The organism is Oleiphilus sp. HI0079 (assembly GCF_001635105.1).
Genome location: NZ_LWFT01001250.1, coordinates 1 through 26,564, shown reverse-complemented (window position 1 = coordinate 26,564; position 26,564 = coordinate 1). Strand labels below are relative to the sequence as shown.

At 47.1% G+C, this 26,564-nt stretch carries 25 protein-coding genes; 19 read left to right on the top strand and 6 right to left on the bottom strand.

Annotated features, from left to right (window positions below; genetic code table 11):
- The 8 genes from A3750_RS22085 to A3750_RS22050 form a co-directional block, all read left to right on the top strand.
- On the top strand, window positions 1-1,616 hold a 1,616-nt coding region (locus tag A3750_RS22085), incomplete at its 5' end, for a 2-oxoglutarate dehydrogenase E1 component (protein WP_082873391.1).
- A gap of 16 nt (window positions 1,617-1,632) precedes the next feature.
- Window positions 1,633-2,850 carry a 2-oxoglutarate dehydrogenase complex dihydrolipoyllysine-residue succinyltransferase gene (odhB, locus tag A3750_RS22080; protein ID WP_068452779.1) on the top strand — a complete coding sequence of 406 codons (1,218 nt, stop codon included), beginning with the start codon at window positions 1,633-1,635 and terminating at the stop codon, window positions 2,848-2,850.
- A 16-nt stretch (window positions 2,851-2,866) separates the two neighbouring features.
- Window positions 2,867-4,306 carry a dihydrolipoyl dehydrogenase gene (gene lpdA / locus A3750_RS22075; protein ID WP_068452782.1) on the top strand — a complete coding sequence of 480 codons (1,440 nt, stop codon included), beginning with the start codon at window positions 2,867-2,869 and terminating at the stop codon, window positions 4,304-4,306.
- A gap of 121 nt (window positions 4,307-4,427) precedes the next feature.
- Complete coding sequence (gene sucC, locus A3750_RS22070; protein ID WP_068452785.1) at window positions 4,428-5,597, top strand: ADP-forming succinate--CoA ligase subunit beta; 1,170 nt, start codon at window positions 4,428-4,430, stop codon at window positions 5,595-5,597.
- Window positions 5,597-6,469 carry a succinate--CoA ligase subunit alpha gene (gene sucD, locus A3750_RS22065; protein ID WP_068452788.1) on the top strand — a complete coding sequence of 291 codons (873 nt, stop codon included), beginning with the start codon at window positions 5,597-5,599 and terminating at the stop codon, window positions 6,467-6,469. The genes sucC and sucD overlap by 1 nt, the downstream gene beginning before the upstream one ends.
- A gap of 351 nt (window positions 6,470-6,820) precedes the next feature.
- A complete protein-coding gene (locus A3750_RS22060) occupies window positions 6,821-7,264 on the top strand; it encodes an isoprenylcysteine carboxylmethyltransferase family protein (protein WP_068452792.1) in 444 nt (147 codons plus the stop codon).
- A gap of 22 nt (window positions 7,265-7,286) precedes the next feature.
- Window positions 7,287-7,643, top strand: coding sequence for a carboxymuconolactone decarboxylase family protein (locus A3750_RS22055; protein ID WP_068452795.1), 357 nt, complete (start codon window positions 7,287-7,289; stop codon window positions 7,641-7,643).
- Between the two features lie 19 nt (window positions 7,644-7,662).
- Window positions 7,663-9,117, top strand: a complete 1,455-nt coding sequence (locus A3750_RS22050) for an NAD-dependent succinate-semialdehyde dehydrogenase (RefSeq protein ID WP_156492256.1) — start codon at window positions 7,663-7,665, stop codon at window positions 9,115-9,117.
- Window positions 9,118-9,192: 75 nt separating this feature from the next.
- Here the strand turns inward: A3750_RS22050 and A3750_RS22045 are convergent, their stop codons facing one another.
- Window positions 9,193-11,397 carry an AsmA family protein gene (locus tag A3750_RS22045; RefSeq protein WP_068548829.1) on the bottom strand — a complete coding sequence of 735 codons (2,205 nt, stop codon included), beginning with the start codon at window positions 11,395-11,397 and terminating at the stop codon, window positions 9,193-9,195.
- Between the two features lie 249 nt (window positions 11,398-11,646).
- On the opposite strand from A3750_RS22045, the gene A3750_RS22040 reads away from it, so the two are divergent.
- From A3750_RS22040 to A3750_RS22020, 5 genes are all read left to right on the top strand, one after another.
- Window positions 11,647-12,303, top strand: coding sequence for a DUF3047 domain-containing protein (locus A3750_RS22040; RefSeq protein WP_068452801.1), 657 nt, complete (start codon window positions 11,647-11,649; stop codon window positions 12,301-12,303).
- Between the two features lie 198 nt (window positions 12,304-12,501).
- Window positions 12,502-13,377 carry an MBL fold metallo-hydrolase gene (locus A3750_RS22035; protein ID WP_068452803.1) on the top strand — a complete coding sequence of 292 codons (876 nt, stop codon included), beginning with the start codon at window positions 12,502-12,504 and terminating at the stop codon, window positions 13,375-13,377.
- A gap of 29 nt (window positions 13,378-13,406) precedes the next feature.
- Window positions 13,407-13,739, top strand: a complete 333-nt coding sequence (locus tag A3750_RS22030) for a TIGR01244 family sulfur transferase (protein ID WP_068452805.1) — start codon at window positions 13,407-13,409, stop codon at window positions 13,737-13,739.
- A 233-nt stretch (window positions 13,740-13,972) separates the two neighbouring features.
- Entirely contained in the window at window positions 13,973-15,613 is a 1,641-nt protein-coding gene (locus A3750_RS22025) for a SulP family inorganic anion transporter (protein WP_369819968.1), read from the top strand.
- An 84-nt stretch (window positions 15,614-15,697) separates the two neighbouring features.
- Window positions 15,698-15,949: a GlsB/YeaQ/YmgE family stress response membrane protein gene (locus A3750_RS22020; protein ID WP_068452810.1), complete on the top strand. Its 252-nt coding sequence runs from the start codon at window positions 15,698-15,700 to the stop codon at window positions 15,947-15,949.
- Between the two features lie 73 nt (window positions 15,950-16,022).
- On the opposite strand, the gene A3750_RS22015 is transcribed toward A3750_RS22020, so the two are convergent.
- The gene (locus tag A3750_RS22015; protein WP_068452814.1) at window positions 16,023-16,454 is read right to left on the bottom strand and encodes a thioesterase family protein; all 432 of its coding nucleotides are present in this window, start codon (window positions 16,452-16,454) and stop codon (window positions 16,023-16,025) included.
- A gap of 101 nt (window positions 16,455-16,555) precedes the next feature.
- On the opposite strand from A3750_RS22015, the gene A3750_RS22010 reads away from it, so the two are divergent.
- A complete protein-coding gene (locus tag A3750_RS22010; RefSeq protein WP_068452816.1) occupies window positions 16,556-18,208 on the top strand; it encodes an HDOD domain-containing protein in 1,653 nt (550 codons plus the stop codon).
- Between the two features lie 11 nt (window positions 18,209-18,219).
- Here the strand turns inward: A3750_RS22010 and A3750_RS22005 are convergent, their stop codons facing one another.
- Together A3750_RS22005 and gloB are read right to left on the bottom strand one after the other, a co-directional pair.
- The gene (locus A3750_RS22005; RefSeq protein ID WP_068452821.1) at window positions 18,220-19,971 is read right to left on the bottom strand and encodes a LysM peptidoglycan-binding domain-containing protein; all 1,752 of its coding nucleotides are present in this window, start codon (window positions 19,969-19,971) and stop codon (window positions 18,220-18,222) included.
- A gap of 34 nt (window positions 19,972-20,005) precedes the next feature.
- A complete protein-coding gene (gloB, locus tag A3750_RS22000; protein ID WP_068452824.1) occupies window positions 20,006-20,785 on the bottom strand; it encodes a hydroxyacylglutathione hydrolase in 780 nt (259 codons plus the stop codon).
- Between the two features lie 105 nt (window positions 20,786-20,890).
- Between gloB and A3750_RS21995 the strand changes: the two genes are divergently transcribed.
- The 4 genes from A3750_RS21995 (at window position 20,891) to A3750_RS21980 (ending at window position 24,705) form a co-directional block, all read left to right on the top strand.
- The gene (locus A3750_RS21995; RefSeq protein WP_082863058.1) at window positions 20,891-21,688 is read left to right on the top strand and encodes a class I SAM-dependent methyltransferase; all 798 of its coding nucleotides are present in this window, start codon (window positions 20,891-20,893) and stop codon (window positions 21,686-21,688) included.
- Between the two features lie 5 nt (window positions 21,689-21,693).
- On the top strand, window positions 21,694-22,146 hold the full coding sequence (rnhA, locus tag A3750_RS21990) for a ribonuclease HI (RefSeq protein ID WP_068452827.1): 453 nt from the start codon (window positions 21,694-21,696) through the stop codon (window positions 22,144-22,146).
- Window positions 22,146-22,841, top strand: coding sequence for a DNA polymerase III subunit epsilon (gene dnaQ, locus A3750_RS21985; RefSeq protein WP_068452828.1), 696 nt, complete (start codon window positions 22,146-22,148; stop codon window positions 22,839-22,841). The genes rnhA and dnaQ overlap by 1 nt, the downstream gene beginning before the upstream one ends.
- 172 nt (window positions 22,842-23,013) lie before the next feature.
- A complete protein-coding gene (locus tag A3750_RS21980; protein ID WP_068452831.1) occupies window positions 23,014-24,705 on the top strand; it encodes a hypothetical protein in 1,692 nt (563 codons plus the stop codon).
- Window positions 24,706-24,785: 80 nt separating this feature from the next.
- Here the strand turns inward: A3750_RS21980 and A3750_RS21975 are convergent, their stop codons facing one another.
- Complete coding sequence (locus A3750_RS21975; RefSeq protein ID WP_068464238.1) at window positions 24,786-25,097, bottom strand: SCP2 sterol-binding domain-containing protein; 312 nt, start codon at window positions 25,095-25,097, stop codon at window positions 24,786-24,788.
- Between the two features lie 297 nt (window positions 25,098-25,394).
- Between A3750_RS21975 and sohB the strand changes: the two genes are divergently transcribed.
- Window positions 25,395-26,447 carry a protease SohB gene (gene sohB / locus A3750_RS21970; protein ID WP_068464235.1) on the top strand — a complete coding sequence of 351 codons (1,053 nt, stop codon included), beginning with the start codon at window positions 25,395-25,397 and terminating at the stop codon, window positions 26,445-26,447.
- Window positions 26,448-26,468: 21 nt separating this feature from the next.
- On the opposite strand, the gene A3750_RS27390 is transcribed toward sohB, so the two are convergent.
- Window positions 26,469-26,558: a hypothetical protein gene (locus A3750_RS27390; protein ID WP_369819969.1), complete on the bottom strand. Its 90-nt coding sequence runs from the start codon at window positions 26,556-26,558 to the stop codon at window positions 26,469-26,471.
- Window positions 26,559-26,564 lie beyond the last annotated feature (6 nt).

The following is a 26,564-nucleotide window of genomic DNA, read 5'->3' as shown; positions in this document are numbered from 1 at the left end:
ATGCACGCTCGACAGAGTACTGTACTGATGTTGCAAAAATGATCCATGCTCCTATATTGCACGTCAATGGTGATGACCCCGAGGCTGTGCTGTTTGCAACTCAGGTCGCACTTGACTACCGAAATGAGTTTAAGAGTGATGTGGTCATAGATCTCGTTTGTTATCGTCGTCGTGGTCATAACGAAGCGGATGAGCCTTCAGGAACTCAGCCTTTGATGTACGAGATCATTAAGGCTTTGCCGACCACTCGGACGATTTATTCAGATAAGTTGATTCAGGAAGGGTTTGTTACCGCAGAGCAGAGCAAGAAGCTCGAGGATGATTATCGAGCTGCTCTGGATAATGGTGAGCATGTAACACGTAGCTTGGTGCTGGAGCCCAATTCAAAGATGTATGTCGATTGGGCACCGTATATTGGGCATGAATGGACCGCGCGTGCCAAAACGGGCGTTCCGCTCAAAACAATTCAAAGAGTTGGTAAGAAGTTAACGACGACCCCTGAAGGATTCCCTATCCAGCGTCAGGTTCAAAAGATTATTGAAGACCGAAAAAAAATGAACCAAGGAGCCTTGCCGCTAAACTGGGGTTATGGCGAAATTATGGCGTACGCGACCTTGATCAATGAGGGCCATGAAGTGCGCATTACTGGTCAGGACGTTGGTCGAGGAACATTTTCTCATCGACATGCTGTGCTTCATAATCAGCAAGATGGGAGCACTTTTATTCCGCTTGCGAATCTCGCTGAAGACCAGCCAAGACTTGAAATCTATGACTCTCTATTATCGGAAGAGGCTGTGCTTGCGTTTGAATATGGCTATTCGACCACAAATCCTAATGCCCTTGTTATTTGGGAAGCTCAGTTTGGAGACTTTGCCAACGGGGCGCAGGTTGTCATAGATCAGTTTATTACAAGTGGCGAACATAAATGGGGTCGACTATGTGGTTTGACCATGCTGCTGCCTCACGGTTACGAAGGCCAAGGGCCTGAGCACAGTTCGGCAAGGCTGGAGCGCTACTTGCAGTTGTGCGCTGAACACAATATCCAGGTTTGTGTACCAACTACCCCTGCGCAGATCTTTCACATGTTGCGGCGTCAGGTGAAACGGCCTTTGCGAAAGCCATTGGTTGCCATCACGCCTAAGAGTCTTCTCCGTCACAAAGAGGCTATTTCGACTCTTGATGATCTCAGCAGTGGCGAGTTTCAAACGGTAATTGGTGATTCGGAGGGTCTCGACCCAAAGAAAATCACTCGCATCATTATGTGTAGCGGTAAGGTTTACTATGACTTGCTCGACTATCAGCGCAGCAATGAAATTATCGACACTGTTGTCGTACGTATCGAGCAACTCTATCCATTTCCTCATCAGGACTTGGTGGACATCCTTTCTGTCTATACCAAGGCAAAGGATGTGGTTTGGTGTCAGGAGGAGCCACAGAATCAGGGGGCTTGGTACCCAACACAGCACCGCATGCGTCAAGCTTTGCGTGAGTTGAACGAGAAAATATATTTGCGTTACGCCGGACGTGAAGGCTCTGCTTCGCCTGCTGCGGGTTATACCTCAGTGCACGTTGAAGAGCAGACGGCCCTAGTTAAACAAGCTTTCGATAACGAATAAAATGTAAGGATTGGAAATGTCTAAAGAAATCAAAGCNCCAACCTTTCCAGAATCTGTNGCCGACGGTACGATCGCAACATGGCATAAGAAGCCGGGTGAGCAGGTGTCACGCGATGAACTGATCGTTGATATAGAAACGGATAAAGTGGTTTTGGAAGTGGTTGCACCGGACGATGGTGTTATCTCGGAAATAGTAAAAAATGAAGGCGACGTTGTTCTTAGCGGCGAATTGATAGGTCGGTTTGATGCGGGTGCATCTGGTACTGCCTCTTCAGACGAGCCTTCCCAAGAGCCCGCCTCAGAAGAAAAAACAAAACAAGAGCCTGCTGCCGATATTGTGATGAGCCCTGCTGCTCGTAAGCTTGTCGATGAAAACGACGTCGATCCATCGCAAGTGCCAGCCTCTGGCAAGGACGGGCGACTAACTAAGGAAGATATCGTTAAGTACCTCAGCGAGAAGGGTAGTTCTTCAGCTCCAGCTTCTGCAGCTCCAGTTGCTGCAACCCCTGATTCGCCTCAGTTTGTCGGGGAGCGGCCAGAAAAGCGTGTTCCAATGACGAGGCTTCGTTCATCGATTGCGCGTCGATTGTTAGACGCTAGCCAAAATACGGCGATGCTTACGACATTTAATGAGGTCAATATGAAGCCTCTAATGGAGTTGCGCAAACAATATAAAGACTTGTTTGAGAAAACTCATAACGGCACGAAACTAGGGTTTATGTCGTTGTTTGTTAAAGCCGCAGCAGAAGCTTTGAAGCGATTCCCGGCCGTTAACGCGTCTATCGATGGTAACGATATTGTTTACCATGGATATCAGGATATTGGTGTTGCAGTGTCCACTGAAAAAGGTCTTGTCGTTCCTATTCTTCGCGATGCGGATACCATGAGCCTCGCGAAAATTGAATCTTCAATTAAAGAGTTTGGCGGTAAAGCACGTGACGGTAAGCTCACAATCGAAGAGATGACTGGTGGCACATTTACCATTTCAAATGGAGGTGTTTTTGGTTCTTTGATGTCGACACCAATATTAAATCCACCGCAAACGGCGATTCTCGGCATGCACAAGATCCAAGAGCGCCCAATGGCTGTGAACGGTGAGGTTGTTATTTTGCCAATGATGTATTTGGCGCTGAGCTATGATCATCGGATGATCGACGGTAAAGAAGCGGTGCAGTTCTTAGTCACGATCAAAGAATTAATTGAAGATCCAGCGCGAATTCTTCTAGATATCTAATTGGCAGGAGTAAGTAATGTCAGACAAGTTTGACGTAATTGTAATTGGTGCCGGCCCTGGTGGGTACGTCGCTGCGATCAGAGCTGCTCAATTAGGGCTCAAAACCGCATGTATCGAAAAATGGACGGGCGATAACGGTAAGGTTGTTCTTGGTGGGACGTGCCTAAATGTTGGCTGTATACCTTCGAAAGCACTGCTCGAATCCTCCCATAAGTACGAAGATGCTAAACACGATTTTGATGTCCACGGGATTAAGGCCGATAGCGTTGAAATCGACGTCGAAAAGATGATGGAACGCAAAAGCAAGATCGTTAAAAACTTGACTGGCGGTGTTGCCATGCTTTTTAAAGCCAATGGCGTGACATCAATTCATGGTACAGCGAAAGTGCTTGGCGGTAAGAAGGTTGAGGTCACAGATGCGAACGACTCTGTTTCGAGCTACGAGGCGGACAATATCATAATAGCGACAGGGTCTAAGCCTATTGAGATTCCTCCTGCGCCGTTAACAGAAGGCTATATTGTTGACTCCACAGGTGCTTTGGAGTTCGAGGAGGTGCCTAAGCGTGTTGGTGTTATCGGAGCCGGCGTAATCGGTCTAGAGTTAGGAAGTGTTTGGGCGCGACTAGGTTCTGAAGTTACTGTTCTAGAAGCACAAGACACCTTTTTGGGCTCAGTAGACCAGCAGATCGCTAAAGAAGCTTTGAAGCAGTTTAAGAAACAAGGGTTAGACATTCGGCTCAAGTCGATGGTTCAGGGTACTGAGGTGAAACGTAACTTGGTTTACGTTAACTACAAAGATGCCAAGGGCGAACAAGAGCTAAAAGTGGACAAGTTAATTGTCGGAGTTGGCCGAGCACCTGTTACTGACGGTTTGCTCTCTGCGGATAGCGGCGTCAATCTTGACGAACGGGGCTTCATTTATGTTGATGACCAGTGCCAAACAGACGTGCCGGGCGTTTACGCAATTGGTGATGTGGTTCGTGGTCCAATGCTCGCGCATAAAGGTAGCGAAGAAGGTGTCATGGTTGCCGAGCGAATTGCCGGTCAGAAGACGCAAGTTAATTACGACACGATTCCTGGTGTAATTTATACGCATCCAGAGCTCGCATGGGTTGGTCAAACAGAAGAGCAACTCAAGGCCGATGGCGTACCATACAATGTTGGTGTGGCACCCTTTGCAGCGAGCGGCCGTGCAATGGCCGCAAACTCGACAGCTGGTATGGTGAAGATACTAGCGCATGAAGAGACTGATCGGGTGTTGGGCGTCCATATCATAGGCCCAAGTGCATCAGAATTGATCGCGCAAGCTGTGATTGCAATGGAGTTTGGGTCTAGTGCCGAAGACCTTGGCTTGACTGTGTTTGCGCACCCAACGCTATCAGAGTCCGTCCACGAGGCGGCATTAGCAGTCGGTGGACATGCCATTCACGTTGCGAATCGCAAGAAGAGAAAATAGATTGTTAAGCAATCTCTGTAGTATTAAAGGTTACGCTGCTAAAAGCGGCGTTATATCAGGGATGGGGTCTCGCTATGAGCAGAGGCCTTGTCGCTCATTCATTAAAACAACGGAATAAGCTATGAACTTACATGAGTATCAAGCAAAGCAACTCTTTGCTGAGTACGGTCTGCCCGTATCAAAAGGTTACGCCTGTGATACGGCAGATGAAGCTGTCGCGGCGGCCGACAAAATTGGTGGCGACAAATGGGTAATTAAAGCTCAGGTTCATGCTGGCGGTCGAGGAAAGGCTGGCGGTGTAAAACTAGTAGACACGAAAGAGGAAATCATTGAGTTTGTTAATCGGTGGCATGGGAAGAACCTTGTGACCTATCAGACCGACGAAAATGGTCAGCCTGTCCATAAGTTTCTTGTCGAAGACTGCACCGATATTGACCAAGAACTTTATTTAGGCGCCGTTGTTGATCGTGCGTCTCGTCGTGTCGTTTTCATGGCATCGACCGAAGGCGGCGTTGAAATCGAGAAAGTGGCAGAAGAGACGCCAGAGAAAATTTTGAAAGCTGAGATTGATCCTTTGGTCGGCGCTCAGCCATACCAAGGACGGGATCTTGCGTTTCAGCTTGGCCTTAAAGGCGATCAGATCAAACAGTTTACGAAGCTCTTCATCGGTCTTTCACAGTTATTCCATGATTATGATCTTGCCTTGTTGGAAATTAACCCGCTCGTAATTACTTCTGATGGAAATCTTCATTGCCTTGATGGGAAGATTAATATTGATAGCAATGCGATGTATCGACAACCCAAACTACGTGAGATGCACGATCCGTCTCAGGAAGATGAGCGGGAAGCGCATGCGGCGGAGTGGGAGCTTAATTATGTCGCGTTAGACGGTAACATTGGCTGCATGGTAAATGGTGCCGGTTTAGCGATGGGTACAATGGATATCGTTAAGCTTCATGGTGGTGCTCCAGCGAATTTCCTGGATGTTGGTGGCGGCGCGACTAAAGAGCGTGTTACCGAGGCCTTTAAGATTATTCTTTCCGACGATAATGTTAAGGCGGTTCTAGTGAATATCTTTGGTGGTATTGTGCGTTGTGATCTTATCGCTGAAGGTATCATTGGGGCAGTTAAGGAAGTTGGTGTAGAGGTGCCGGTAGTGGTGCGGCTCGAAGGTAATAATGCAGAACTTGGTGCTAAGACACTAGCGGAAAGTGGCTTGGATATCATCGCAGCAACAAGTTTGACGAACGCTGCAGAGTCAGTGGTTAGTGCAGCAGGAGGTCAAGCATAATGAGTGTTTTAATTAATAAAGATACAAAGGTGATTTGTCAGGGTTTTACTGGCTCACAAGGTACGTTTCACTCAGAGCAGGCAATCGAATACGGTACGAAAATGGTCGGTGGTGTTACGCCTGGTAAAGGCGGTCAAACGCATCTCGGTTTGCCTGTTTTCAATACAGTTCGTGAGGCGGTGGAAGCGACAGGAGCAGAAGCTTCTGTAATTTACGTTCCGGCTCCGTTTTGTAAGGATTCGATCCTAGAAGCGGCGAATGGCGGCATTAAGTTGATTGTATGTATTACGGAAGGTATTCCAACGCTTGATATGCTTGATGCTAAAGTGAGATGTGACGAGTTGGGTGTCCGGCTAATTGGCCCTAACTGTCCAGGCGTTATTACGCCAGGCGAGTGCAAGATCGGTATTATGCCCGGTCACATCCATTTGCCGGGTAAAGTTGGTATTGTGTCTCGTTCAGGCACATTGACGTACGAGGCTGTAAAGCAGACTACGGATCACGGTTTTGGTCAATCGACGTGTGTTGGTATTGGTGGTGATCCTATTCCCGGTTCAAACTTTATCGACATACTAGAAATGTTCGAGAATGACCCTCAAACCGAAGCGATTGTGATGATAGGTGAGATCGGCGGTACGGCCGAGGAAGAAGCTGCGGCTTATATTAAAGACAACGTCTCTAAGCCTGTAGTCTCTTATATCGCTGGTGTGACAGCGCCTCCAGGTAAGCGTATGGGGCATGCTGGGGCGATCATTTCTGGTGGCAAAGGCACTGCGGAAGACAAGTTCGCGGCATTGGAAAGTGCTGGGGTGAAAACGGTTAAAAGTCTGGCGGATATCGGCAAGGCATTAAAGGAAACCACTGGCTGGTAGCTTTTAATAAAACACGTTTGAAAGGAGGCTACGGTCTCCTTTTTTTTGGCAAAAAAAAGCGGTGAGAGGTTGCCGAACATAACCAAACACCGCAAAGGGTAACTGTTTAACCAGTTTAAGGAGAGACAATGAAACGAATAAGGCCTGATGCTCTAATTTGTTTCGATGTAAGCATAATAGTGGTCAGTAGGGCTTAGAATGATCAGCCGAAAGGCTTATTTACCAAGTTGTAATTCCGGATTCAGGTAAACCTTAGGATGACTTATAAAACGAACGCAGTGTAAAATATACTGAACCTTGGTGGGTGCTTCTAGCGCCCTGTAGATGATTTCTTTTATGTGGCTTAACTAAATGCGTATTCCCCCGCCGATCGTTACTCTTGTATTCGCTGCAGTCATCATTGCTGTCGACTTCTATTCGCCTTCATGGATTAAAATGGCTGGGCTTTTTTGGTTTAGCTTTGCGTTCTTCTTCTTGGCCGTTGTGCTATTGCTGCCCGCTGTCATTCAGTTTGTTCACTCCAAGACAACTGTTAACCCTTATACCCCTCAAAAATCAACGGTCTTGGTGTCTGCCGGTGTGTATCGGTTTTCTAGAAATCCGATGTATTTGGGAATGGCTCTGTGCTTAGTGGCATTAGCCAGCTTCTTAGAGAATCTTTTTGGTTATCTCTTGGTTTGTGGGTTTGTCGGGTACATGACGCATTTCCAGATCCGTTTTGAAGAGGATGCCTTGCAAGCTAGATTTGGGCAAGAGTTTCAAGATTACTGTGGGCGCGTGCGGCGCTGGTTATGAATGTACTCAAAAGGAGAAGAAAATGAGCGAGGGCGAAAAAATACGGCGAGAGGTCATGGGCGATGCTTTTGTTGACAAAGCACTGGCCGGCGCGAATGATTTTACGCAACCGATGCAAGATCTCATTAATGACGCGTGTTGGGGCACCGTTTGGGCTCGCGATGGTCTAGATCGTCGAACGCGCAGTCTTGTGACAATTGGAATGCTTGCCGCCTTGAAAGCTCCTCAAGAGCTAAAGGGGCATGTTCGGGGTGCATTGAATAATGGGGCGTCCGTTGATGAGATAAGAGAGGTCTTATTGCACAGCATCGCGTATTGCGGAGCACCTGCGTGTCAAGAAGCATTTCGGGCGGCGCGCCAAGTCTTAGATGAATTATAAATAAAGTGTGTTATTGGGAATGATTATGGACGTTCAGAATTTAATAAAGACAGGGTCGTTCGTCGGGGGGCACTGGCTTTCAGGTGATGAGACGTTTGATGTGTGCAACAAGGCAACTGGTGAGGTGATCGCCCGTGTTCACAATGCGACGGGGCAGGATGTCATAAGTGCTGTTGATTTCGCAACGGACGCGTTCAAAGAGTGGTCTGCGACACCCGCTAACACAAGAGCTGGCCTCCTTCGTGGTTGGTTTGATTTGTTGATGCGTAACCAGGAACCGTTAGGTGAATTGCTTTCCCTGGAACAAGGAAAGCCTTTGGCGGAGGCAAAGGGTGAGATTGCTTACGGTGCAAAATACATAGAGTGGTTTGCCGAGGAGGCGAAACGACTATATGGTTCGACAATACCTTCGTTAAGTTCCGATCAGCGCATTATCGCTATTAGGCAGCCTGTCGGCGTTGTCGGTGCTGTTACACCCTGGAACTTTCCTAACGCTATGATAGCCCGCAAAGCGGCGGCGGCTTTGGCTGCTGGTTGCACGTTTGTTGTTCGTCCGGCAGAGCTTACCCCTCTATCGGCGTTGGCAATGGCCGAGCTTGCTCAGCAAGCTGGAATTCCAGATGGCGTTCTGAATGTTGTTACTGGTACTGATGCCCCAGGCATGGGGAAAGCGCTCACCCAAAACCCAAAGGTTCAGAAGTTCAGTTTTACTGGTTCGACCCGTGTTGGCAAGATGCTGATTGAAGATTGCGCTGATACCGTTAAGCGCGTCTCGATGGAGCTTGGAGGTAATGCGCCGTTCATTGTTTTTGAGGACGCGGATATTGAGGCTGCTGTGCAAGGCGCAATTGTCAGTAAGTTTCGTAACGCTGGCCAAACCTGCGTGTGCACTAATCGGTTTATTATTCACGACTCAATTGCCGATCAGTTTGTTGAGAAGCTAGTTTGTGAAGTTGCACGCTTGAAGGTTGGCAACGGAATGGATGAGGGTGTCTCCATTGGCCCTTTGATAAGCGAGGCGGCCTCTTTGCAGGTGTCGTCGCTCGTTGATGCTGCGCTAAGCGATGGAGCCAAGCTTAGATCAGGTGGAGAGCCTCACGATCTAGGTGCTCAGTTCGTTATGCCCACAGTGCTAGACTTTGTTACAAATTCAATGGATGTGGCGCACTCTGAGATTTTCGGCCCAGTGGCGCCGATAATTCGGTTTCGGACAGAAAGCGAGGCGATTGAGATAGCGAACGATACAGTCTATGGCTTGGCTTCGTATGTATACACACGCGATATTGGGCGTGTTTGGCGCGTTAGTGAGTCTTTGGAATACGGCATGGTGGGTGTTAATGAGGGAATCATTTCAAACCCCGCAGCACCTTTTGGAGGGGTGAAGCAAAGCGGTTATGGCCGCGAAGGATCTTTTTACGGGCTGGATGATTATACGGAGATAAAATACATCTGCATGGGTGGTCTAGGTACTTAAGCGCGCCCAAACTAAGCAACAAAGCAGTGAACTTATGGGTGAGCCGAAGAGTGAGCGCTTAACGCCTACTGGTGTTTAGTTGAATATGCTCAAAATACTTTTCTTTAGCTGTTTGCCCAATTCACTGTCTTTATCAATGTACTCGCCGATTTTTTTGTCAAATCCGCGGTCTAATTCCTTCTCGACTTTTCTATTTGTTTCGTCTCGCGCAAGTTGCTCCATTAAGGCGGATATCCGCTGCTTGTTCAACGCGCAGTTTAGTGGTGAATTTTCCTCAGATAAGCTACCGCTGCATTGCAGGGGTATTTCAAGATTTGCGTACTTAGCATTGACGAGGCAGGCTGAATCGCTAGGAATACCAAGAGGCTTGACCGCCAACTGATAACTGAAGTTTGTCGAGGCGAGCGCAAGGCGACCGGTTCCATAAGCTTGAAGAGAAGGGGTCTCAATATTAATTGAGTTGGTATTGAGAACTCCGTTGAGCAACACATTTTTGCTGGTTAGTGTCTTGAAATGTGTATCCGATTCCCATTTTTGGCTCAATTTCTCTCGATTAATGACAGCAATCCCTTCGCACATATAACGATCTAGATTTAAATTGTTGAGTGCTCCCTCAGAGACATCTACATCAAATCTACCTTGATTTTGCGATAGTAATTCGATGATAGAGTTTCCTCTTGCATCAAGAGCGAAAGAGGCATTAAGCGAGCCGTCCACCGAAAATGGCAAGCTAGAATTTGAGAGCGTATTGAGGGGCTTAAGGTCCAGGCCAGTAAGACTTCCGCCAAACTGCCAAGACGGCGTATTGCTTAGTGTAACTGTACCTTTGGATTTGAGCGCTCCCTCGAACGCTCGCGCATCTAATTGCTCGATGAAAAGTACACCTGACCGAAGGACGGTGTTGAGTTGGATGTCGCTCACAAGAAAATTGGAATAGCGGAGGCTGTCTTGAGTCACTGTAATCTCAGCGTCCATGTCTCTCATTATCTCGAGCGGTAACAGAGGCTTCTGGTTAGCTTGGTTCGTTGATGCCGAGTCTGGTGAAGCAATTGCGCCGACTACAGTGCGTGATTGCTGAAAGGCTAGGGGCGCATGACTCGGCTCAAGAGCCGCTAGGTAACGGTCAACATCCAGGTTGTCTCCCTTGATGTTAAGATCTAACGTTCGGTTGATGGTGTGATAGCCAAGACGTCCTATAAACTGGCTGTTATCAATTCCTAAATCAAAAGTCGGAAGAGTAAGTTTGTTGTTCTTGAGTTCAAACGGTGTATGGAATCTTACGCTGCGAAAAGCTTGATTGTTGACGCCCAAGTCCAAACTTAGATGCTTGTTGATCGAAGCCAGGGCGAATGGTGCAACACTCAAATTGCCTTGAAGATGCGGGTAGGCTCCTGCGCCGCTCAGTTTGAAGTTTGTATCAACGGCAAGCCCAGCACCACTGATCTGAACATTGTGTGCGACGAGTTCTTTTTGGTCGATGTAGAAATCCAAATCGCCGGTTAGTGACAGTTTTACAGCCCTGTTTCGTCCGAAAGCGCCTGATGCGTCAACATTATTGATGAGGTCAGTGAGTCGAACTTTCCGAAGGTCGGTCGAAAGCTCAATACGGGTGCTGAGATCATGTGCATAACTGAGCGATAAAGCGTCGCTACTAAGTTGATAGCTCATACTCAAGGGAAAGCCTTGGCCTAATGTTACGCCGTTTATTTCCAAGTCGAGCGCGCTGACTAATATATCTCGTCCATTTAACGCATCGTAATACTGTATTTTGAAATCGTTAAGATGCACATGCTGGGCAGGAATGAACAAAAGGGTCGTTGGTCCTGGATTCGTTCCATTGGTCGGCGTCTCTTCATTTTTTGGCGCTGTTGCTGTTGTGCTAGGTTTAATCGAAGACGTATCTAACAGCGTATCCCAGTTATTGCGGCCGTCGTGGCTTGTTTTTAAAACAATGTTTGCACCAGATGCATATACTCCTTCAATTTCAGGCTTCCATCGAAGAAGGCTTATGGTGTCTAAAGCGAGCTGTATTGAATCAATGCGCGTAAAGAGAGCGCCATTCTGATCAAAAAGACTTAAGCCGTTTAAGTCAAAGCCAATAGGATAAAGGGACCAAGAAATATCGCCTTCAATCGCGATATCAATTCCGATGCTTTGCTTTGCTTTCTGCTGGATCAAATCTTTATAGCTATTTGGATCAACAAAAAACAAGACGGTAGCGAGCGCTGCGAGCAAGATTAAAACGAAGGCGCTAGCAAGCTTGATAATTTTTAGGGCCATTTTGGTGAACTTTAGCTAGCCGAAAGGCCAATGATTGTTTTGATCATTACCTTACCGCTAAGAAGTTATCAGGATGACTAACACCGACTAACTTTTTCTACATTAACTATTGGTGCCTAACACGTTATCGCGAAATCCCGTTAAGCTAAATGATTTGGCGTAGAGTGATGAGTGTGATGAGTTTGATGAGTGTGAACTTTTCGCATGCTACCAACTCCAAGTTAAAACAACGATTACATAGAGTATTTTATGAAGTTATTTACACGATGCTTACTGGCATGCGCACTGCTTGTTTCGTTCACCTCTTCGGCAAATGATAAATCTGAGCGCGTTGTCTTGTTGTACCCCACTCAGAGTGGGTGGGCTGAATGGCAGCCCAAGTCCTTTGAAGGTTTAACCTCTTATAATATCGTCGATGGCGAAGTGCCGATGGTGAAAGCGGAGTCTAGGGGCACGGCGTCAGGTATGTTTTTGGAGAAAGAGTTGAACATCAAAGAGTATCCTGTGCTGTCTTGGTCTTGGAGGGTAGAGAAAGGCTTAAACGCGCATGACGAATCCACCAAGGATGGTGACGATTATGCAGCGCGTGTCTACGTCGTTGTTTCGGGTGGGTTGTTTTTCTGGAAGACTATAGCGATAAATTACGTTTGGTCATCGAATCCGGAAACGAACGCGACATGGTCAAACGCTTATGCGGGTGACAACGCCCAAATGGTGGCTCTTCGGGGTAGCGACGACAAGCAAGGCGAATGGTATTTTGAAGCTCGAAATCTTCGAGAGGATTTCAGAGAGCTGTTTGATCGCGATATTGACGTGATTGATGGCATTGCGATCATGACTGATACCGATGATACTGATTCGGTTGCAGTCGCTCATTATGGAGAGATGTATCTTAGTAAAGACTAGTGCTTGCTTATCGGCATAACGAGGCATGCGTTGGAAGGTAAGTCTCCGAGTGCGCTTTTACCGCATTAGTGTATTTTGTCACCTAGGGCCTGCTCGAAGCTTGTTATGCAAAAATAATCTAAGCTTAGCTGTTTCGTTTATAAAGCTTGCATCATATAATTCCGATCATCTTATTATGTGATCGCGAGGTTCTTAACTATGGCCGTCGTCCAGCCTGCACAGGTGACGAAGTTTTTTGAGGGAGACTCCAATACCTTTTCGTATGTCGTCAAAGACCCTTCTTCTTCAGCGTGCGCCGTCATTGATTCTGCGCTTAATTTTGACTACGCGTCTGGTACGATCTCCTTTGAGAGCGCCGACGAAATTATTCAGTTTATCGAACAAAACAATCTATCCGTAGAGTGGTTGATCGAAACGCATGTGCATGCAGACCACCTCAGTGCTGCGCCCTATATACAGAAGCATGTTGGAGGGAAGCTCGGCATAGGTGAGCAGATTTCTGTTGTGCAATCTGTGTTCGGTAAAGTGTTTAATGAGGGTGCTGGGTTTGCGCGAGACGGATCTCAGTTTGATCATCTATTTACGGATGGAGAGCGCTACACTGTCGGGCAGCTAAGTTGCTTTGCTTTGCATACTCCCGGACATACCCCAGCTTGCATGACGCATGTTTTAGGTGATGCGGCTTTTGTCGGGGATACGCTATTTATGCCAGATGCCGGGACCGCGCGATGTGATTTTCCGGGCGGCAGTGCGGAGACACTCTATCATTCTGTTCAGCGTATCTTGGCGTTAGAGGAAGATACGCGTATCTTCATGTGTCATGACTATGCTCCAAATGGCCGAGACCTGTTATTCCAAACGACCGTTGCTGAACAAAGAAAAAAGAATATTCATGTAGGAGAGGGCATCGCTAAAGAGGATTTTGTAATGATGCGTGAGGCAAGAGATGCGACTCTAGACATGCCTAGATTAATCTTGCCGTCGCTTCAAGTGAACATGAAAGCCGGCCATTTGCCGGAGCCAGAGTCAAATGGCCTTTCTTACCTTAAGATTCCTCTAAACGCATTCCAGTAAACAAAGTCCATTCGATAAGTGGAGAATCCATGGATACTAAAAAACTAGCCGATAACTATGTTGTAAGCGCTCAAATAACAGTCGATGACCTAGACCAGATTGCAGCTGAGGGTTATGAATTGCTGGTCTGCAATCGGCCAGATGATGAGGCAGAAGGGCAGACCCCTTTTGCGGAAATTGAAGCGCGTGCAAAGGAGCTGGGCCTGCAGGTTGCAAATCTCCCGTTTTCGGGCGGGCAACTAAAGGAAGAACAAGTGCTTGAGTTTGCGTCGCTAATGCGTCAGAACCTCAAAACGTTTGCTTATTGTCGTACTGGTAATCGCTGCTCGATTATTTGGGAAGAAAGCAAGAAATTAAGCTAGCTCGGATGAAGCAAGCGCATGACACATTGGGCCATGTTTATGAGTGATGAAGATTCGCTAGCCGTAGTTGCTGCCCGCCCTTTGGAAGAAAACACGGCACGCTACCACCGCGACAAGGCCTGAGCATCATGATTATTTCACAAGACAGCGTAGGGTAGGTTTTTTTGATAACGCGTTTCAAGCAAGCTATCCCGATGCTCTCTTGGCTTCAACAATACAACAGAGAGTCATTGGTGAAAGATCTTGTAGCAGCAGTGATTGTCACTATGCTGCTCATACCCCAGTCTTTAGCCTATGCGATGCTTGCGGGGTTGCCACCTGAGGTCGGCCTTTACGCAAGTATTATGCCTTTGGTGTTATATGCCGCTTTTGGTTCAAGCACTACTTTGTCCGTTGGTCCCGTCGCGGTGATTTCGCTAATGACGGCAACGTCATTAGCGGAAGTGTCCGAGCTAGGAATAGGTTCTTATCTATCCGGAGCCATTACATTGGCATTAATGTCTGGTTCCATATCCTTGTTGCTTGGCCTATTTAAGTTCGGCTTTGTTGCCAACTTTCTTTCACATACTGTCATCTCTGGATTTATCACAGCTTCCGGCTTAATTATTGGTTTAAGTCAGATACGGCATCTATTGGGTATAGAAGGGGGCGGAAGCACGCTTGTTGAATTGGTCCCGGCAACGATAGCGAATCTCGATAAAACGAACCTTAATACCTTGGTGCTGGGTTCGTGTGCGCTGATTGCTTTGTGGTTCTGTAAGGTCTACTTATCAGGCGTGTTGGTTCGCGCTGGTATGTCGGCTCGATATTCTGATTTGATCGCAAAAATCAGCCCGGTAGTGGTTGTTGTTGTAAGTATTGGCCTTAGCCGAGGTTTCGGCTTTGCGGAGAAGGGGGTTGGTATGACAGGCAGTATCCCGTCTGGATTGCCCAAGTTTCAGTTTGCTATTCCAAGCTTGGAAATGGTTGAGCTACTCATACTCCCGGCTCTGATGATCACTTTAATTGGCTTCGTTGAATCCATTTCTGTTGGAAAAACACTCGCTGCAAAGCGTCGAGAGAAAGTGGATCCGGACCGAGAGCTCGTTGGGCTCGGTATGGCCAATTTGGGGTCAGGTGTTTCAGGTGGATTTCCTGTGACGGGTGGTTTTTCTAGATCAGTAGTGAACTTTGATGCGGGCGCGGCGACACAAATGGCCAGTATTTTTACGGCGTTAGGGATCCTTGTTGTTTGTTTATTTCTGACCCCTTATCTCTATCACCTCCCCAAAGCTGTGCTTGCTGCGACGATTATTATCGCAGTGAGTAGTTTGATCGACCTAACGATGCTGCGCAGAACTTGGGCGTTCTCACGTAGTGATTTTTATGCGGTCAGTACTACGATAATTATAACCTTGCTACTTGGTGTTGAGGTGGGCGTTGCATCGGGCGTACTTCTTTCTATTTGGTTACATATTTATCGTACATCGACGCCACATATTGCTGAGGTTGGACTTGTTTCGGGTACTGAGCATTTTCGAAATGTTGAGCGTTTCGACGTCGAGACATCTGCGCGCCTCCTGACGCTTCGGCAAGACGAGAGTCTGTTTTTTGCAAATGCAGGTCAGCTTGAAGAGAGAATTTTAAATGAGGTGTTCAAGCGAGATTCGATAGCCCACGTCGTCATTCAATGCAGTGCGATAAACGAGGTCGACTTTAGTGCGCTAGAGATGCTTGAGGATTTAAATCGAAAGCTGTTTGCACAGGGTGTCCTATTGCATCTTTCAGAGGTGAAGGGGCCGGTCATGGATCGGTTAAAGATAAGTGGTCTTTTTGATCACTTGAAGGGCAAAGTTTATCTTACCCAATACGATGCATTTAAAGAGCTGAGCTAGAAAGCATATAGGCTTGTCGTTTTCGAGTTTTAAGGATCACGCGCGACACCCAATACCAATACCAATACCAATGGAGAGCTGATTATGGAGATTCAGGGCTTGGCAATCATGTTATTGATTGGTGCTATTTCTGGCTGGCTTGCGGGTTTGCTCTCTAAGGGGCGAGGCTTTGGGCTCTTCGGCAATATTGTAGTGGGAGTGGTTGGCGCCGTTATCGGTCGTTATCTCATGGCTTTTTTGGGGTTTGCCGTGACCGGATTGCTCGGTGCGATTATCTCAGCCACCCTCGGCGCGCTAGTGCTGCTTTTCACGATCAACCTGATATTCAGAAAATAGTAAGTGGCGTTTTGTTTCATTTTATTTCACGCAAGCTTCTATGTCGCTTATGGCGTCATAGAAGCGATATCCACTAAATAACAAGGTCCAGTGCTTTTATCGCGCTGTGAATGTGCTTCGGGATGTCGTGTTTGCGGTTATTTTTGTAGTCGTAAAAGACAATGGATCCCTCGCCCTCTGCGGCGACCCGGCCCGAGTTTCCACTTTGTACGAAGTACTTCATTGTGAACCGATCTGCTTCTAGATCAATCACCTTTGTTGCAACCAGTAGTCTGTCCGGATATGTGAGCGGTGCCTTAAAGCGGCATTGCGTGGATCCTAGGATAGGGCCGACTCCTGTCGCCTCCATGTGTCCGAAGATGTCGAGTTGCTCGAAGTATGCTATGCGCACGCTTTCGAAGTACTTGAAGTACACAACATTATTTACATGTTGGAATGCGTCCATCTCACCCCACGCTACATCTACTTGAATGTTTACACTGCAGTTTTCTATTTGGTCGCTCATTCGGCCTCCAGTTACTTTAACGCCAATCTAACATGGGCTGAAAATCCGCGCATCATTCCAATCGGCTGCTACACTAAAGTTGTTTATTTTTAAGGACTAAGATGAGTAAGAAACGCGGGTTACATGGATGGATTCGGCTGCTTGAGGGCAGTCAGGCGGCAGCGCTTTCGGGGTTGCTTAAAAAGCTAGATAGCGTAACCGCAAGTGATGACTCGTCTGCAGCACAGCTTAGTGAGCTGATTCTTAAAGATGCGAGCCTCACTTCGCACATCATACGCATTGGCAATTCCATTCAGTTTAATCCTAGCTCAACAGCAGTAACAACGGTGAGTCGGGCCATCATCAATATCGGGTTTAAGCATATCCGAAGCGTTTGCCTCGCAGTTAAAATCATGGACTCTCTGCTAGAAAATGGCGGCAGCGATCTATTGTTCCAACGCTTGGCCGAATGTCTGCACGCAGCGCATCAAACTCGCGGACTGTGTAGCAAGTTTAATGACACTGCGCGGGAAGAAGCGTTCATAGCCAGCTTACTTAGTAATCTCGTTGAGCTGTTAGTGCTTTCGTCTGGTGAAGATGACGTCGCGGAACTAGAGCGAAAGCTTAGAGGCGTCACAACGGATAAGGAGCGTAACGCGGTTGCTGAGGAGGTACTTGGTGTTCGCTTCGATACGCTTTCGAAGACGTTAATGAAGCGCTGGCGAATCGATGGTCTGGTTCATCAGATTTATGATCCCGGCGCAACGGATTCCCGCTTAAAGGCAATAGAGCTTGGTGAGTCAATTGTTGGCGCAACCGCGAAGGGTCCCAACTCTAATGCGTTTAAATTGGCCCTTAAAGAGTCTGTAAAATATACCGGCAAAACGGGCGAGCAAGTGCGGGGCGTGCTTACGAACTCAACGTACAGCGCGATTTCTGCTCTTAAAGAGTTTGGGGATGAACGGTTGATAAACGCCGTACCTGAGCCAGGCCTAAGCCAATCTCCGAAACCGGCGATGGATTCATTTGACGCCAGTGAGACGGATGATCGCTCAAATGCGGCGTCCGAGCTAGCAGAAGACATTGAGGCCGCACGCGACAAGGGTGATATTGAAAAGCCTGACAGCCGTTCAGCCACAGAGAGCAGTGTAAGTTCTGATCACGATCCAGCGGCGAAGTCTCGTTCTCAAAGCGACGCTTTGCCGGTCGAAGGCGAGATGGACGAATGTGACGGATCTGCGTTAATTTCACCTAATCCAACAATACAGCTAAGCGCGCTTCAAAAGATGTCAGAAATGATGCTTGGTGATATACAAATAAAGGGCTTTTTTAAGCTCTTGCTCGGAGGGCTACACAAAGGTGTGGGGCTTGAAAGGAGTGCCTTTTTTCTGCTTGATGCACGACGTGGTTGTTACTCGGTGAAATTGGCGAGTGGAAGTAAGACCTCTGACTGGCCAATGAGCTTGATTATGAAATCCGGCTCGGGGGCAGGTGGCTTACTCGACTCTCTCTTCAAGGATGATGCGCCTTCATGTTTCAAAATAAAAGGGGCTGAGGGGGTGTTGCAGCATCAAAAAGAGATCGAAGCGTTAGCCTATAAAACCGACTCTAATGCTTTTATCCTTGCTCCCCTTTCCGCTAAGGGGAAGAAAATAGGTTTGCTTTACGCGGATATGGGGGTAAGTCATCGGTCTATAGATGCAAGTCACCAGGCGGGTTTTCAGCAATTCTTTTTGCAGGCAAAGCTTGCATTGAATGTACTGGCAGCGCGCTAAAAATTTCTCGCCTAACCTTTAGTGATATCGACAAACACTGTTAGGCGCTGACCAGGTTGAAGATACTTCTTTTTCCCAAGGTTGTTCCATTGTTTTAGTTCGTTCACTGAGACATTAAAGCGATTTGCAATTCGCCACAAAGAATCACCATTTCGGACGCGGTAGCTTAGCCGCTTGAGTTTGTCTCTCGGAGCGTACGAGCTGTTCAGCGAAGGAACATAATTAACAGTAGGTTGTTTTTGCGCTACCTGTGTTTTGCCTGCCGTGTTGGACCAGATTAGTAATTGTTTGCCAGGGCGAAGGACGTCTCCTGGTGCCATCGAATTCCACTTCGCCAACTGCCGAATGCCAACCTTGTGCGCACGGGAAATGTCCCAAAAAGTGTCTCCGGCTTTTACTGTGTAGAAAACCTTTGATGCACCATTTTTTCCTTGCACTTTTGTTTGTACGCTGGCGATGCGGTTTTGCTCGCTAAGGTTGTAGAACCGTTTGTTTTGAGATGCAACGGGGATCAATAACTCCTGTCCCTCATATATACGATTCCCTCGAAGCTTGTTTACTTGGGCGATGAGCGAAGGTGTCGTATGAAATTTGCGAGCAATTCTTGCCAAGGCGTCGCCTTTCTTTACCTTGTAACTGTCCCAAGTAAGTCGCTCAGATTTAGGAATGGAAGCCAGCCGTTGTTCGAACTGCTCTGATTTCGTTACGGGCATGAGCAGCCGGAACGGCCCACTTGGCGGTGTTGCCCACTGGTTTAACCCCGGGTTTAATTGATAAATCTCTTCAATATCTAGCTCGGCAATATTTGCTGCTTGTGCAAGGTCAATTTGGCTATCCAATTTCACAACGTCAAAATAAGGCTGATTGGGGATGGATTTTAGAGTGATATTATACTTTGCCGGATCAGCGACGATCTTTGAGATCGCAAGGAGTTTTGGAACGTAGGCTCGGGTTTCTCGCGGCAGTTTCAATGACCAGAAGTCGGTTGGTTTCCCTGCTTTAAGATTGCGCCTTATTGAGCGCGCTACTCGACCTGAGCCTGTATTATAAGAGGCCAGGGCATGAAGCCAGTCACCGTCAAATTTCTTATTAAGCCAAGACAAATAACGGATCGCGCCTTCGGTTGAAAGAAGCACGTCCCGTCTACCGTCAAACCACCAGTCTTGATGCATGTCATACATTTTTCCCGTTCCGGGAATAAATTGCCATAAACCGGAAGCTCGACCATGACTGTAGGCAAACGCGTTGAATGCACTTTCGACAACGGGAAGCAGTGCGATTTCAAGCGGGATGTTTTCTTCTTCTAGGCGATCAACGATGTGATACATATAACGCGAAGCGCGAGTAAAAACACGATCTAGGTATTCAGGGTGCCTTAAATACCAATTCAGTTGTGCTTGAATGCGCTTGTTATCAGATTCAAGGTCGAGTGCAAACCCTTCTCGAATACGTTGCATTAGATCGCTTGGACGATCTATTTGTTCGACCACTTCAAGCGGAAGAGGTTGATGGTCGTATTCTACGAGCCAACCTGCTGGAGCATGAGGTAAGACGAGGGGTTGTACTGTGTTTTCTGAGAGAAATTGATCAAATGTTGCGATGTGTATTGCATCGAGAGGCGGTACGTCGTCGCGAACCTGGGTGGGCTGCTCATTGTGTTCGGTTTGCGCGTTCGGTGATGCCGTAACATGCCGCTCGAAGTGCGCGCAGCCCTGAAGGAGAGTAAGAGGCAGCAATGCGAAGATAAAAAAGAGACGGGTCATACCGCTAGTCGATTCCTATGTACTACGTGAGAACTTAAGCTTGGTCTTTGGCTTTTCGGATCGCCGAAAAGCAAGCTACTGCATCATCAAGGTTTATATAGCCGAGGTTTCGGAGATTATCGATGATCTCGGGGTCTGTTTCTCTTAAAAAAGGGTTAACTTTCTTCTCTAACTGTAAGCTTGTCGGAATCGTACTCTGATTACCGCTACGCAAAGATTCGCATTTAGAATTGTACTCATGCAAATCTTGGTTGCTGGGCATGAGTGTTTTCGCAAAGGCGAGGTTGGATAGCGTGTATTCATGAGCGCAGTAGATGTCTGTCGAATCCGGTAGCAATTTGAATTTCTCGAGAGAGTGCAGCATCTGTTCGGCGGTGCCTTCGAAAAGTCGACCGCACCCACCTGAAAACAAAGTGTCTCCTGAAAATAAGCGCGGGCGATTGTCGAGCACTGTGAGAAACGCAATGTGGTCGAGAGTATGGCCGGGAACTTCAATAACGCGAAATTCCAAACCAAGTAATGTGAAGCAATCCCCTTCGACATGTTCATGTTCAACGCCAGCATAACGTGATTCTTTAAATCCAATGACCTTGGCGCTCGGGAATACTTGTTTTAGGCGTTCTATTCCCCCAACGTGGTCAGGATGATGGTGTGTGACTAATATGGCATCAAGCGATAATTGGTGCTGTTTTAAATGCTCCAACACGGGTTCAGCTTGACCAGGATCCACGACGATCGCAGTTTTAGCATCCTGAATACACCAGATATAGTTGTCGACAAATGCTGGTATTGCTTCAATCGTGATGGTGCCCATTTGCATCTCTCGTTTTTCTAGCTTCTGTTAGTTTTTGAAACTACGAGTATACTGCTTAAAGCATCCGATTTGCCTTACGCTTCCGAAACCTTTTAGGACGATACGATGTACCACAACGACTTCTTTCAAGAGAAAGATCAGGCTTCTTCTTTCATGGCTACTCAAAAAGAGCTGGAAGATTGGTTTCAATCAGCTATTGGACGGTCGTTGTTGGCGAATCAACGGCAGCGCCTGGGGAAGTTAGTTGAGCGATGTTATGGGTTTCACCAAGCTGAAATAGGTGTCTCACATCGAATCCCTGTTGGTAATGCAAGTGGCTTGGGTCATGGTTTCTATGTTGTACCAAGGGCTGAACCTGACATGCCTGAAAATACTGTAGTGTCACTGAGCACTGAGTTAGCTTTAGATCATGATTGCGCAGACATGGTTATTCTTCATCACGCTCTTGATTTTAGTGCAGACCCGCATCAAACGCTTAGAGAGGCTGCTCGGATTCTAAAGCCCTCTGGTCACCTTGCTCTTGTGGGCTTCAACCCGCTTAGTTTATGGGGAGTGCTGAAGCTTTGTAATCGCTCGTCAAGAGGCCTTTGGCGCAACCGTTTTATCTCGGGTCATAGAGTGTCCGACTGGTTAAATCTTCTCGATTTTAAGGTCGATACCATGCGTTACTATTTCTATGCGCCGCCGATAAATCATCCTAGTACTGCAAGCAGGTTTGGTTGGATCGAGAGTATACTCAACTCCAAAGTGCCTTTGGGAGCCTACTACGTTATCATGGCGCAAAAACAGCAAGGGGCGAGGATCAACCTACGCCGTTCTTGGCGTAAACCGGCAAAAGTTATTGGTATTCCGGTCGCCGGTCGCGCCTCCCGTACTATTTTGGATGATCATTCCGACAGTTAAATTTTATGGCAGCAGAGATAGAGATTTATACAGATGGCGCGTGTAAGGGCAATCCAGGTCCAGGGGGTTGGGGTGCACTGTTGTTGAGTGGACAGCATCGCAAGGAGATTTATGGCGGGGAGCTGGAAACAACAAACAATCAGATGGAGCTAAAGGCCGCCATAGAGGGTCTTAGAGCCTTAAAAAACCCAAGCAAAGTTCGGCTTTATACTGACTCGCAATATGTAAAAAACGGGATCGAAAGTTGGATTAGCAACTGGAAGAAGAATAACTGGAAGACTTCCGCGAAAAAGCCGGTGAAGAACTCTGATTTATGGCGCGCGTTGGATGCAATGTGCCAAAGCCATGAGGTCGAGTGGAGGTGGGTGAAAGGTCATAGTGGTCATACCGAAAATGATATCGCGGATGCGCTCGCGAACAAGGGCGTTGAGTTTGTATTAAATAAAGAGAATATGTGATGCGTCAAATCGTACTTGATACCGAAACCACCGGCATAGACCCTAAGCAAGGACATCGTGTTATCGAAATTGGGTGTGTGGAATTGATCAACCGAAAGTTGACTGGCGAGCATTACCATGTGTACATCAATCCCGAACGCGTTGTTGAGCAAGAAGCCATAGATGTTCATGGAATTACAAACGAGTTTCTAGCGGACAAACCGCGATTTGCCGAAGTCGCGCAATCATTTTTTGAGTTTGTGGATGGCTCGGAGCTAGTGATCCACAACGCCGCGTTTGATGTCGGCTTTATTAACCACGAGTTTTCTCTGTTACGTCCAAAGCGTCCGGCTATTGAAAAAAATTGCGGTGTACTAGATACCCTAGCGATGGCGCGTCAAAAGCACCCTGGTGCAAAGGTAAGTCTCGATGCTCTTTGTAAGCGGTATGGAATCGATAATGGTCACCGTACTCTGCACGGCGCATTGCTAGATGCTGAGATTCTTGCCGATGTATACCTCCTTCTTAGTGGCGGCCAAGAAGCGTTCGAGCTTGGTCATGGGGTTGGCGGTGGTGCGAGTGTTGGTGAAATTACCCGGTTAGACCGCAACTCGACTGAATCGGCTCTTCCCATTATTTACGCATCTGAAGACGAGTTGGCAGAGCACCAAGCATACGTGGCAAAACTTGGCGATTCTCAAGCAAAACTCCTTTGAGCAGAGTCACTTAGTTTTATTGTTAAATACTTTGCTTTAACCTTCCTTTCGCTTGTTAAGCGCTGAAAATGATCTATAAATTAAAAGGTAGAGATTGGTAACTTTCGGGTAGGCCGGGAGTAGCAGCGGGCGTAATATCGCCTAGAAAACGGAAAAGCGGAGTGTTGTCACTATGTCGCAAACGAATAATCAAGCGACTTTAGACGCAGTACATAAGGAAATCGAAACTACCCTTCAAGCTGCAGAGCAAAGCTTGGGGCGGTTTCTTGATGATCGCGATAATGGCGAGGATTTGCAGAACTGCATCGATTGCCTGAATCAGTTGCGCGGCATTTTTGTCGTGGTTGAGTTGAAAGGTGCGATTGCTCTCACTGAAGAAGCCATTCAGCTTGCTACTGATGTGCCTGTTGGGGCTACCGATGCCAAAAACGACCTTCTTTCAGGGCTCAGTGATGCGGTGTTCGTGCTTAAGCACTACGGTGAGTACCTTGGCGCGGAAAAACATGATTTCCCAGAGCTGTTACTAGGTACTATCAATCAACTTCGACTCCTCCGTAAACAAGGTCCTATGCTGGAGTCTGGTTTCCATACATTTGATGAGCGCAAATCGATTGATTTAATGTCATCGGTTTCACTAGATGGGCTCTCTCCACTTTCTGATTTCGAACATCATGCCCATCGCTTTCGTCATATCTTCCAAACTGGTTTGATTGCGATTCTTAGAGATAATGCAGATGAAATGGGTTTAAGACTAATTAAGCGCTCTGCAGAGGGCGCTGCCCGTTTAAGTATTGGCTATGGTATGGCGCCTTTTTGGTCACTTTTCCATGATGTTGTTAGTAAGCTGCTTGAGACGAATGCAGAACTGATTGATGTCAGAAAACGACTATTAATGCAGGTTGAAAAGCTGTTCAGAGAAATGGTCAGAGATGGAGCAAGCGCTTCAGACAAAGATCCATCTGAAACAGTCGTACGTGAATTTTCGTTTTTGCTGTCAGTGATAGATTCTGACGGCGATCTTGGTAAAACACTGTTGTCCCACATTGATTGTGAAGCACGGTATACCGAGTCAGAGCGAGTTAGAGAATTTGAGAAGTTTAAAGGGCCAGGTGCACAGGTCATTGACTCCTTGGCTAAGGCGTTGAACGAAGACATTCTAACGATCAAAGAGAAGTTGGATTTGTTCGAGCGAGGGTCAAGCGTCTCTGATGAAGAGGTAGAGATTGTCGCTGAAGTTATGACAAGGTTGTCGAGCGTATTGATTATTCTCAATCTTCCGCGTTTGAGCGCTGACTGCCTTGAAAAGGCGGCCATAGTTCGTGGTTGGCTAGGTTCAAGTGGCGAGGTGAGCGAGGACCAATTGTTACTGGTTGCTGATGCGATTATTGGCGTTGAGGCCGCGATAGCCAAATACAAAGAATCTGGCACCGAGACGGATCATGTGTTGGTTGAGAAAGATCCTGATAACCACTTCTTGAAGGAAGCCCGCTCCATGGTTGTAGAGGAATCACAGGGTAGTTTAGCGCTGGCTAAACGGTCGATATCGGCCTATTTGGATTCGGGCGGCGATAAGCTTCATTTGGCGAACGTGACGCAGGCATTGGATTGCACTCGTGGCGGATTATTCTTGATGGGCAGAGAGCGTGTGTCCAAGATTATTGCCTCTTGTGAGGCATGTATTAAGTCGGAGTTAATTGATGCTCAATCTATGCCCGATGAGAAGCTTTTGGAGACACTGGCAGATGCGCTATCGTCTATCGAGTACTACCTTGAAGCGATGGGCCAAAGGACGTCAGCGAATGAAGAGTTGTTGAAATTATCAGAAGATAGCTTGCGTTCAATTGGTTATGAGGTTGCGGCTTAGTCGGTTATAATTGGCGATTGCGGAAGCAAGAAAAAAGGCGATCAAAATGATCGCCTTTTTTTGTGCCTATAAGCCGAAGCTTACATGCTGAATAGTTCGCCAAGCTTGGTGGCTAGCATCATGTCGCCTTCAGCACGAAGCTGACCAGCCATGAATGCTTGCATGCCGTCAGTTTCGCCGCTCACGATACCGTTTAGCGTTTCAGTGCTCATGATAAGTGTCACTGAAGGATCGTCATGATCGCCTTCTGCTAGCTCACAAGTGCCGTCAGCAATTGTTAGGTTGTAGTTAGAATCGTCTTCAATATTAAATTGGAAAACCAAGTCCAAACCTGCTGCTGCATCTGCGTTAAAGTTTGCTTTTAGTGTTTCGAAAGTAGCTGCTACAGACATTAGAGTACCCTTCATTTTTATCTGTTGATGCCAGCGTAAGCGCTGACGCATAGTTTACTAACCTATTTGATGATCTTGAGCTCGGTATTTGAGCCAAAGTAACAAGTTATGAGGCTAGACCGTTTGCGATGAAACGCAAAATCGTCGGAGCAGATTATTGGGATTGATCTTTTATGTCAATAGTGCTGATCGAACGCTCGTTTGATTTTTGTGGTAAATGCACAAAACCTTGTATTAGTGAGTAAAAGCCCTAATATCATGGACTTCTAACGACATTATGAAAACAAAGAGGTTTGAGTGGAATTTCTTGGCGAGTACGGTTTGTTTTTGGCGAAAGCTGTTACTGTTTTGGTGGTTGTCTTGCTGACGATCGCGGCTGTCGCAAGCGCTTCTTCGCGCGCGCAGGGTGATAAAAAAGCTCGATTAAAAGTGGAAAAGCTGAATGACGAGTATGAGGATCATAAGTCTACGCTTGAACAGGAGATTCTGACGCGTGAGCAGCTTAAGGAGCGTGATAAGGAAGAAAAGAAGCGTCTTAAGTCCGAGAAGAAAGCTGCTGGAAAAGGCAAGAGCATCGCGAAGCCAAAACCTCGTGTTTATATTTTGAATTTTGATGGTGATATCAAAGCTAGTGCTGTCGATACCTTTCGCGATTCGGTGACCGCTCTTTTGCAGGTAGCAGATGCTCAGTTAGACGAAGTGGTTGTGCGGTTAGAGAGTGGGGGAGGAATGGTGCATTCCTATGGCCTTGCTGCTGCGCAGCTAGACCGGATTAAGAAGGCTGGTCTTAACTTGACCGTGGCCGTCGATAAGGTCGCTGCCAGTGGTGGCTACATGATGGCATGCGTTGCCGATAAGATTATTGCATCACCATTTGCAATTGTGGGTTCGATCGGTGTCGTAGCCCAGATGCCGAACTTTCATCGTCTGTTGCAAAAAAACGATATCGATTATGAGGTGCTTACGGCTGGTGAATACAAGCGAACGCTGACCCTCTTTGGAGAGAATACAGAAAAAGGCCGTGAAAAGTTTCGCCGTGATCTGGAAGACACTCATGTTTTGTTCAAGCACTATGTCGCTGAACGGCGGCCGCAGGTGGACATAGAAAAGGTGGCTAATGGAGATATTTGGTTTGGCACCAAAGCACTTGAGGAAAAGCTCGTTGACGAGATCATGACGTCGGACGAGTACATTTCGAACCGTGTTCAGAATGTAGATGTCTACGAAATTGAGTTTAAAGAGAAAAAGTCTATTGCTGATAAGCTAGGTTTTGCGGTGAGCAGCGGTATAGAGCGCGCGCTCGGAAAGTATATTTCAGAAACAGAAAGCACCAAGGGCATGCGGGCTTAACGTGTTATCGGCTTACTAAGCTTACGATTCGACGGCGCTGACGTAAAACCAAGTGCCGTTTTCTTTCTTGAAGTAACTGTTTTCTTTAAGGCGATGTGCTCGCCCATCAATTTTGTA

Bases quoted from the DNA above. Each gene is read 5' to 3' on its own strand.
- lpdA (WP_068452782.1), top strand. From the start codon at position 2,867: ATGTCAGACAAGTTTGACGTAATTGTAATTGGTGCCGGCCCTGGTGGG.
- sucC (WP_068452785.1), top strand. From the start codon at position 4,428: ATGAACTTACATGAGTATCAAGCAAAGCAACTCTTTGCTGAGTACGGT.
- sucD (WP_068452788.1), top strand. From the start codon at position 5,597: ATGAGTGTTTTAATTAATAAAGATACAAAGGTGATTTGTCAGGGTTTT.
- A3750_RS22060 (WP_068452792.1), top strand. From the start codon at position 6,821: ATGCGTATTCCCCCGCCGATCGTTACTCTTGTATTCGCTGCAGTCATC.
- A3750_RS22055 (WP_068452795.1), top strand. From the start codon at position 7,287: ATGAGCGAGGGCGAAAAAATACGGCGAGAGGTCATGGGCGATGCTTTT.
- A3750_RS22050 (WP_156492256.1), top strand. From the start codon at position 7,663: ATGATTATGGACGTTCAGAATTTAATAAAGACAGGGTCGTTCGTCGGG.
- A3750_RS22045 (WP_068548829.1), bottom strand. From the start codon at position 11,397: ATGGCCCTAAAAATTATCAAGCTTGCTAGCGCCTTCGTTTTAATCTTG.
- A3750_RS22040 (WP_068452801.1), top strand. From the start codon at position 11,647: ATGAAGTTATTTACACGATGCTTACTGGCATGCGCACTGCTTGTTTCG.
- A3750_RS22035 (WP_068452803.1), top strand. From the start codon at position 12,502: ATGGCCGTCGTCCAGCCTGCACAGGTGACGAAGTTTTTTGAGGGAGAC.
- A3750_RS22030 (WP_068452805.1), top strand. From the start codon at position 13,407: ATGGATACTAAAAAACTAGCCGATAACTATGTTGTAAGCGCTCAAATA.
- A3750_RS22020 (WP_068452810.1), top strand. From the start codon at position 15,698: ATGGAGATTCAGGGCTTGGCAATCATGTTATTGATTGGTGCTATTTCT.
- A3750_RS22015 (WP_068452814.1), bottom strand. From the start codon at position 16,454: ATGAGCGACCAAATAGAAAACTGCAGTGTAAACATTCAAGTAGATGTA.
- A3750_RS22010 (WP_068452816.1), top strand. From the start codon at position 16,556: ATGAGTAAGAAACGCGGGTTACATGGATGGATTCGGCTGCTTGAGGGC.
- A3750_RS22005 (WP_068452821.1), bottom strand. From the start codon at position 19,971: ATGACCCGTCTCTTTTTTATCTTCGCATTGCTGCCTCTTACTCTCCTT.
- gloB (WP_068452824.1), bottom strand. From the start codon at position 20,785: ATGGGCACCATCACGATTGAAGCAATACCAGCATTTGTCGACAACTAT.
- A3750_RS21995 (WP_082863058.1), top strand. From the start codon at position 20,891: ATGTACCACAACGACTTCTTTCAAGAGAAAGATCAGGCTTCTTCTTTC.
- rnhA (WP_068452827.1), top strand. From the start codon at position 21,694: ATGGCAGCAGAGATAGAGATTTATACAGATGGCGCGTGTAAGGGCAAT.
- dnaQ (WP_068452828.1), top strand. From the start codon at position 22,146: ATGCGTCAAATCGTACTTGATACCGAAACCACCGGCATAGACCCTAAG.
- A3750_RS21980 (WP_068452831.1), top strand. From the start codon at position 23,014: ATGTCGCAAACGAATAATCAAGCGACTTTAGACGCAGTACATAAGGAA.
- A3750_RS21975 (WP_068464238.1), bottom strand. From the start codon at position 25,097: ATGTCTGTAGCAGCTACTTTCGAAACACTAAAAGCAAACTTTAACGCA.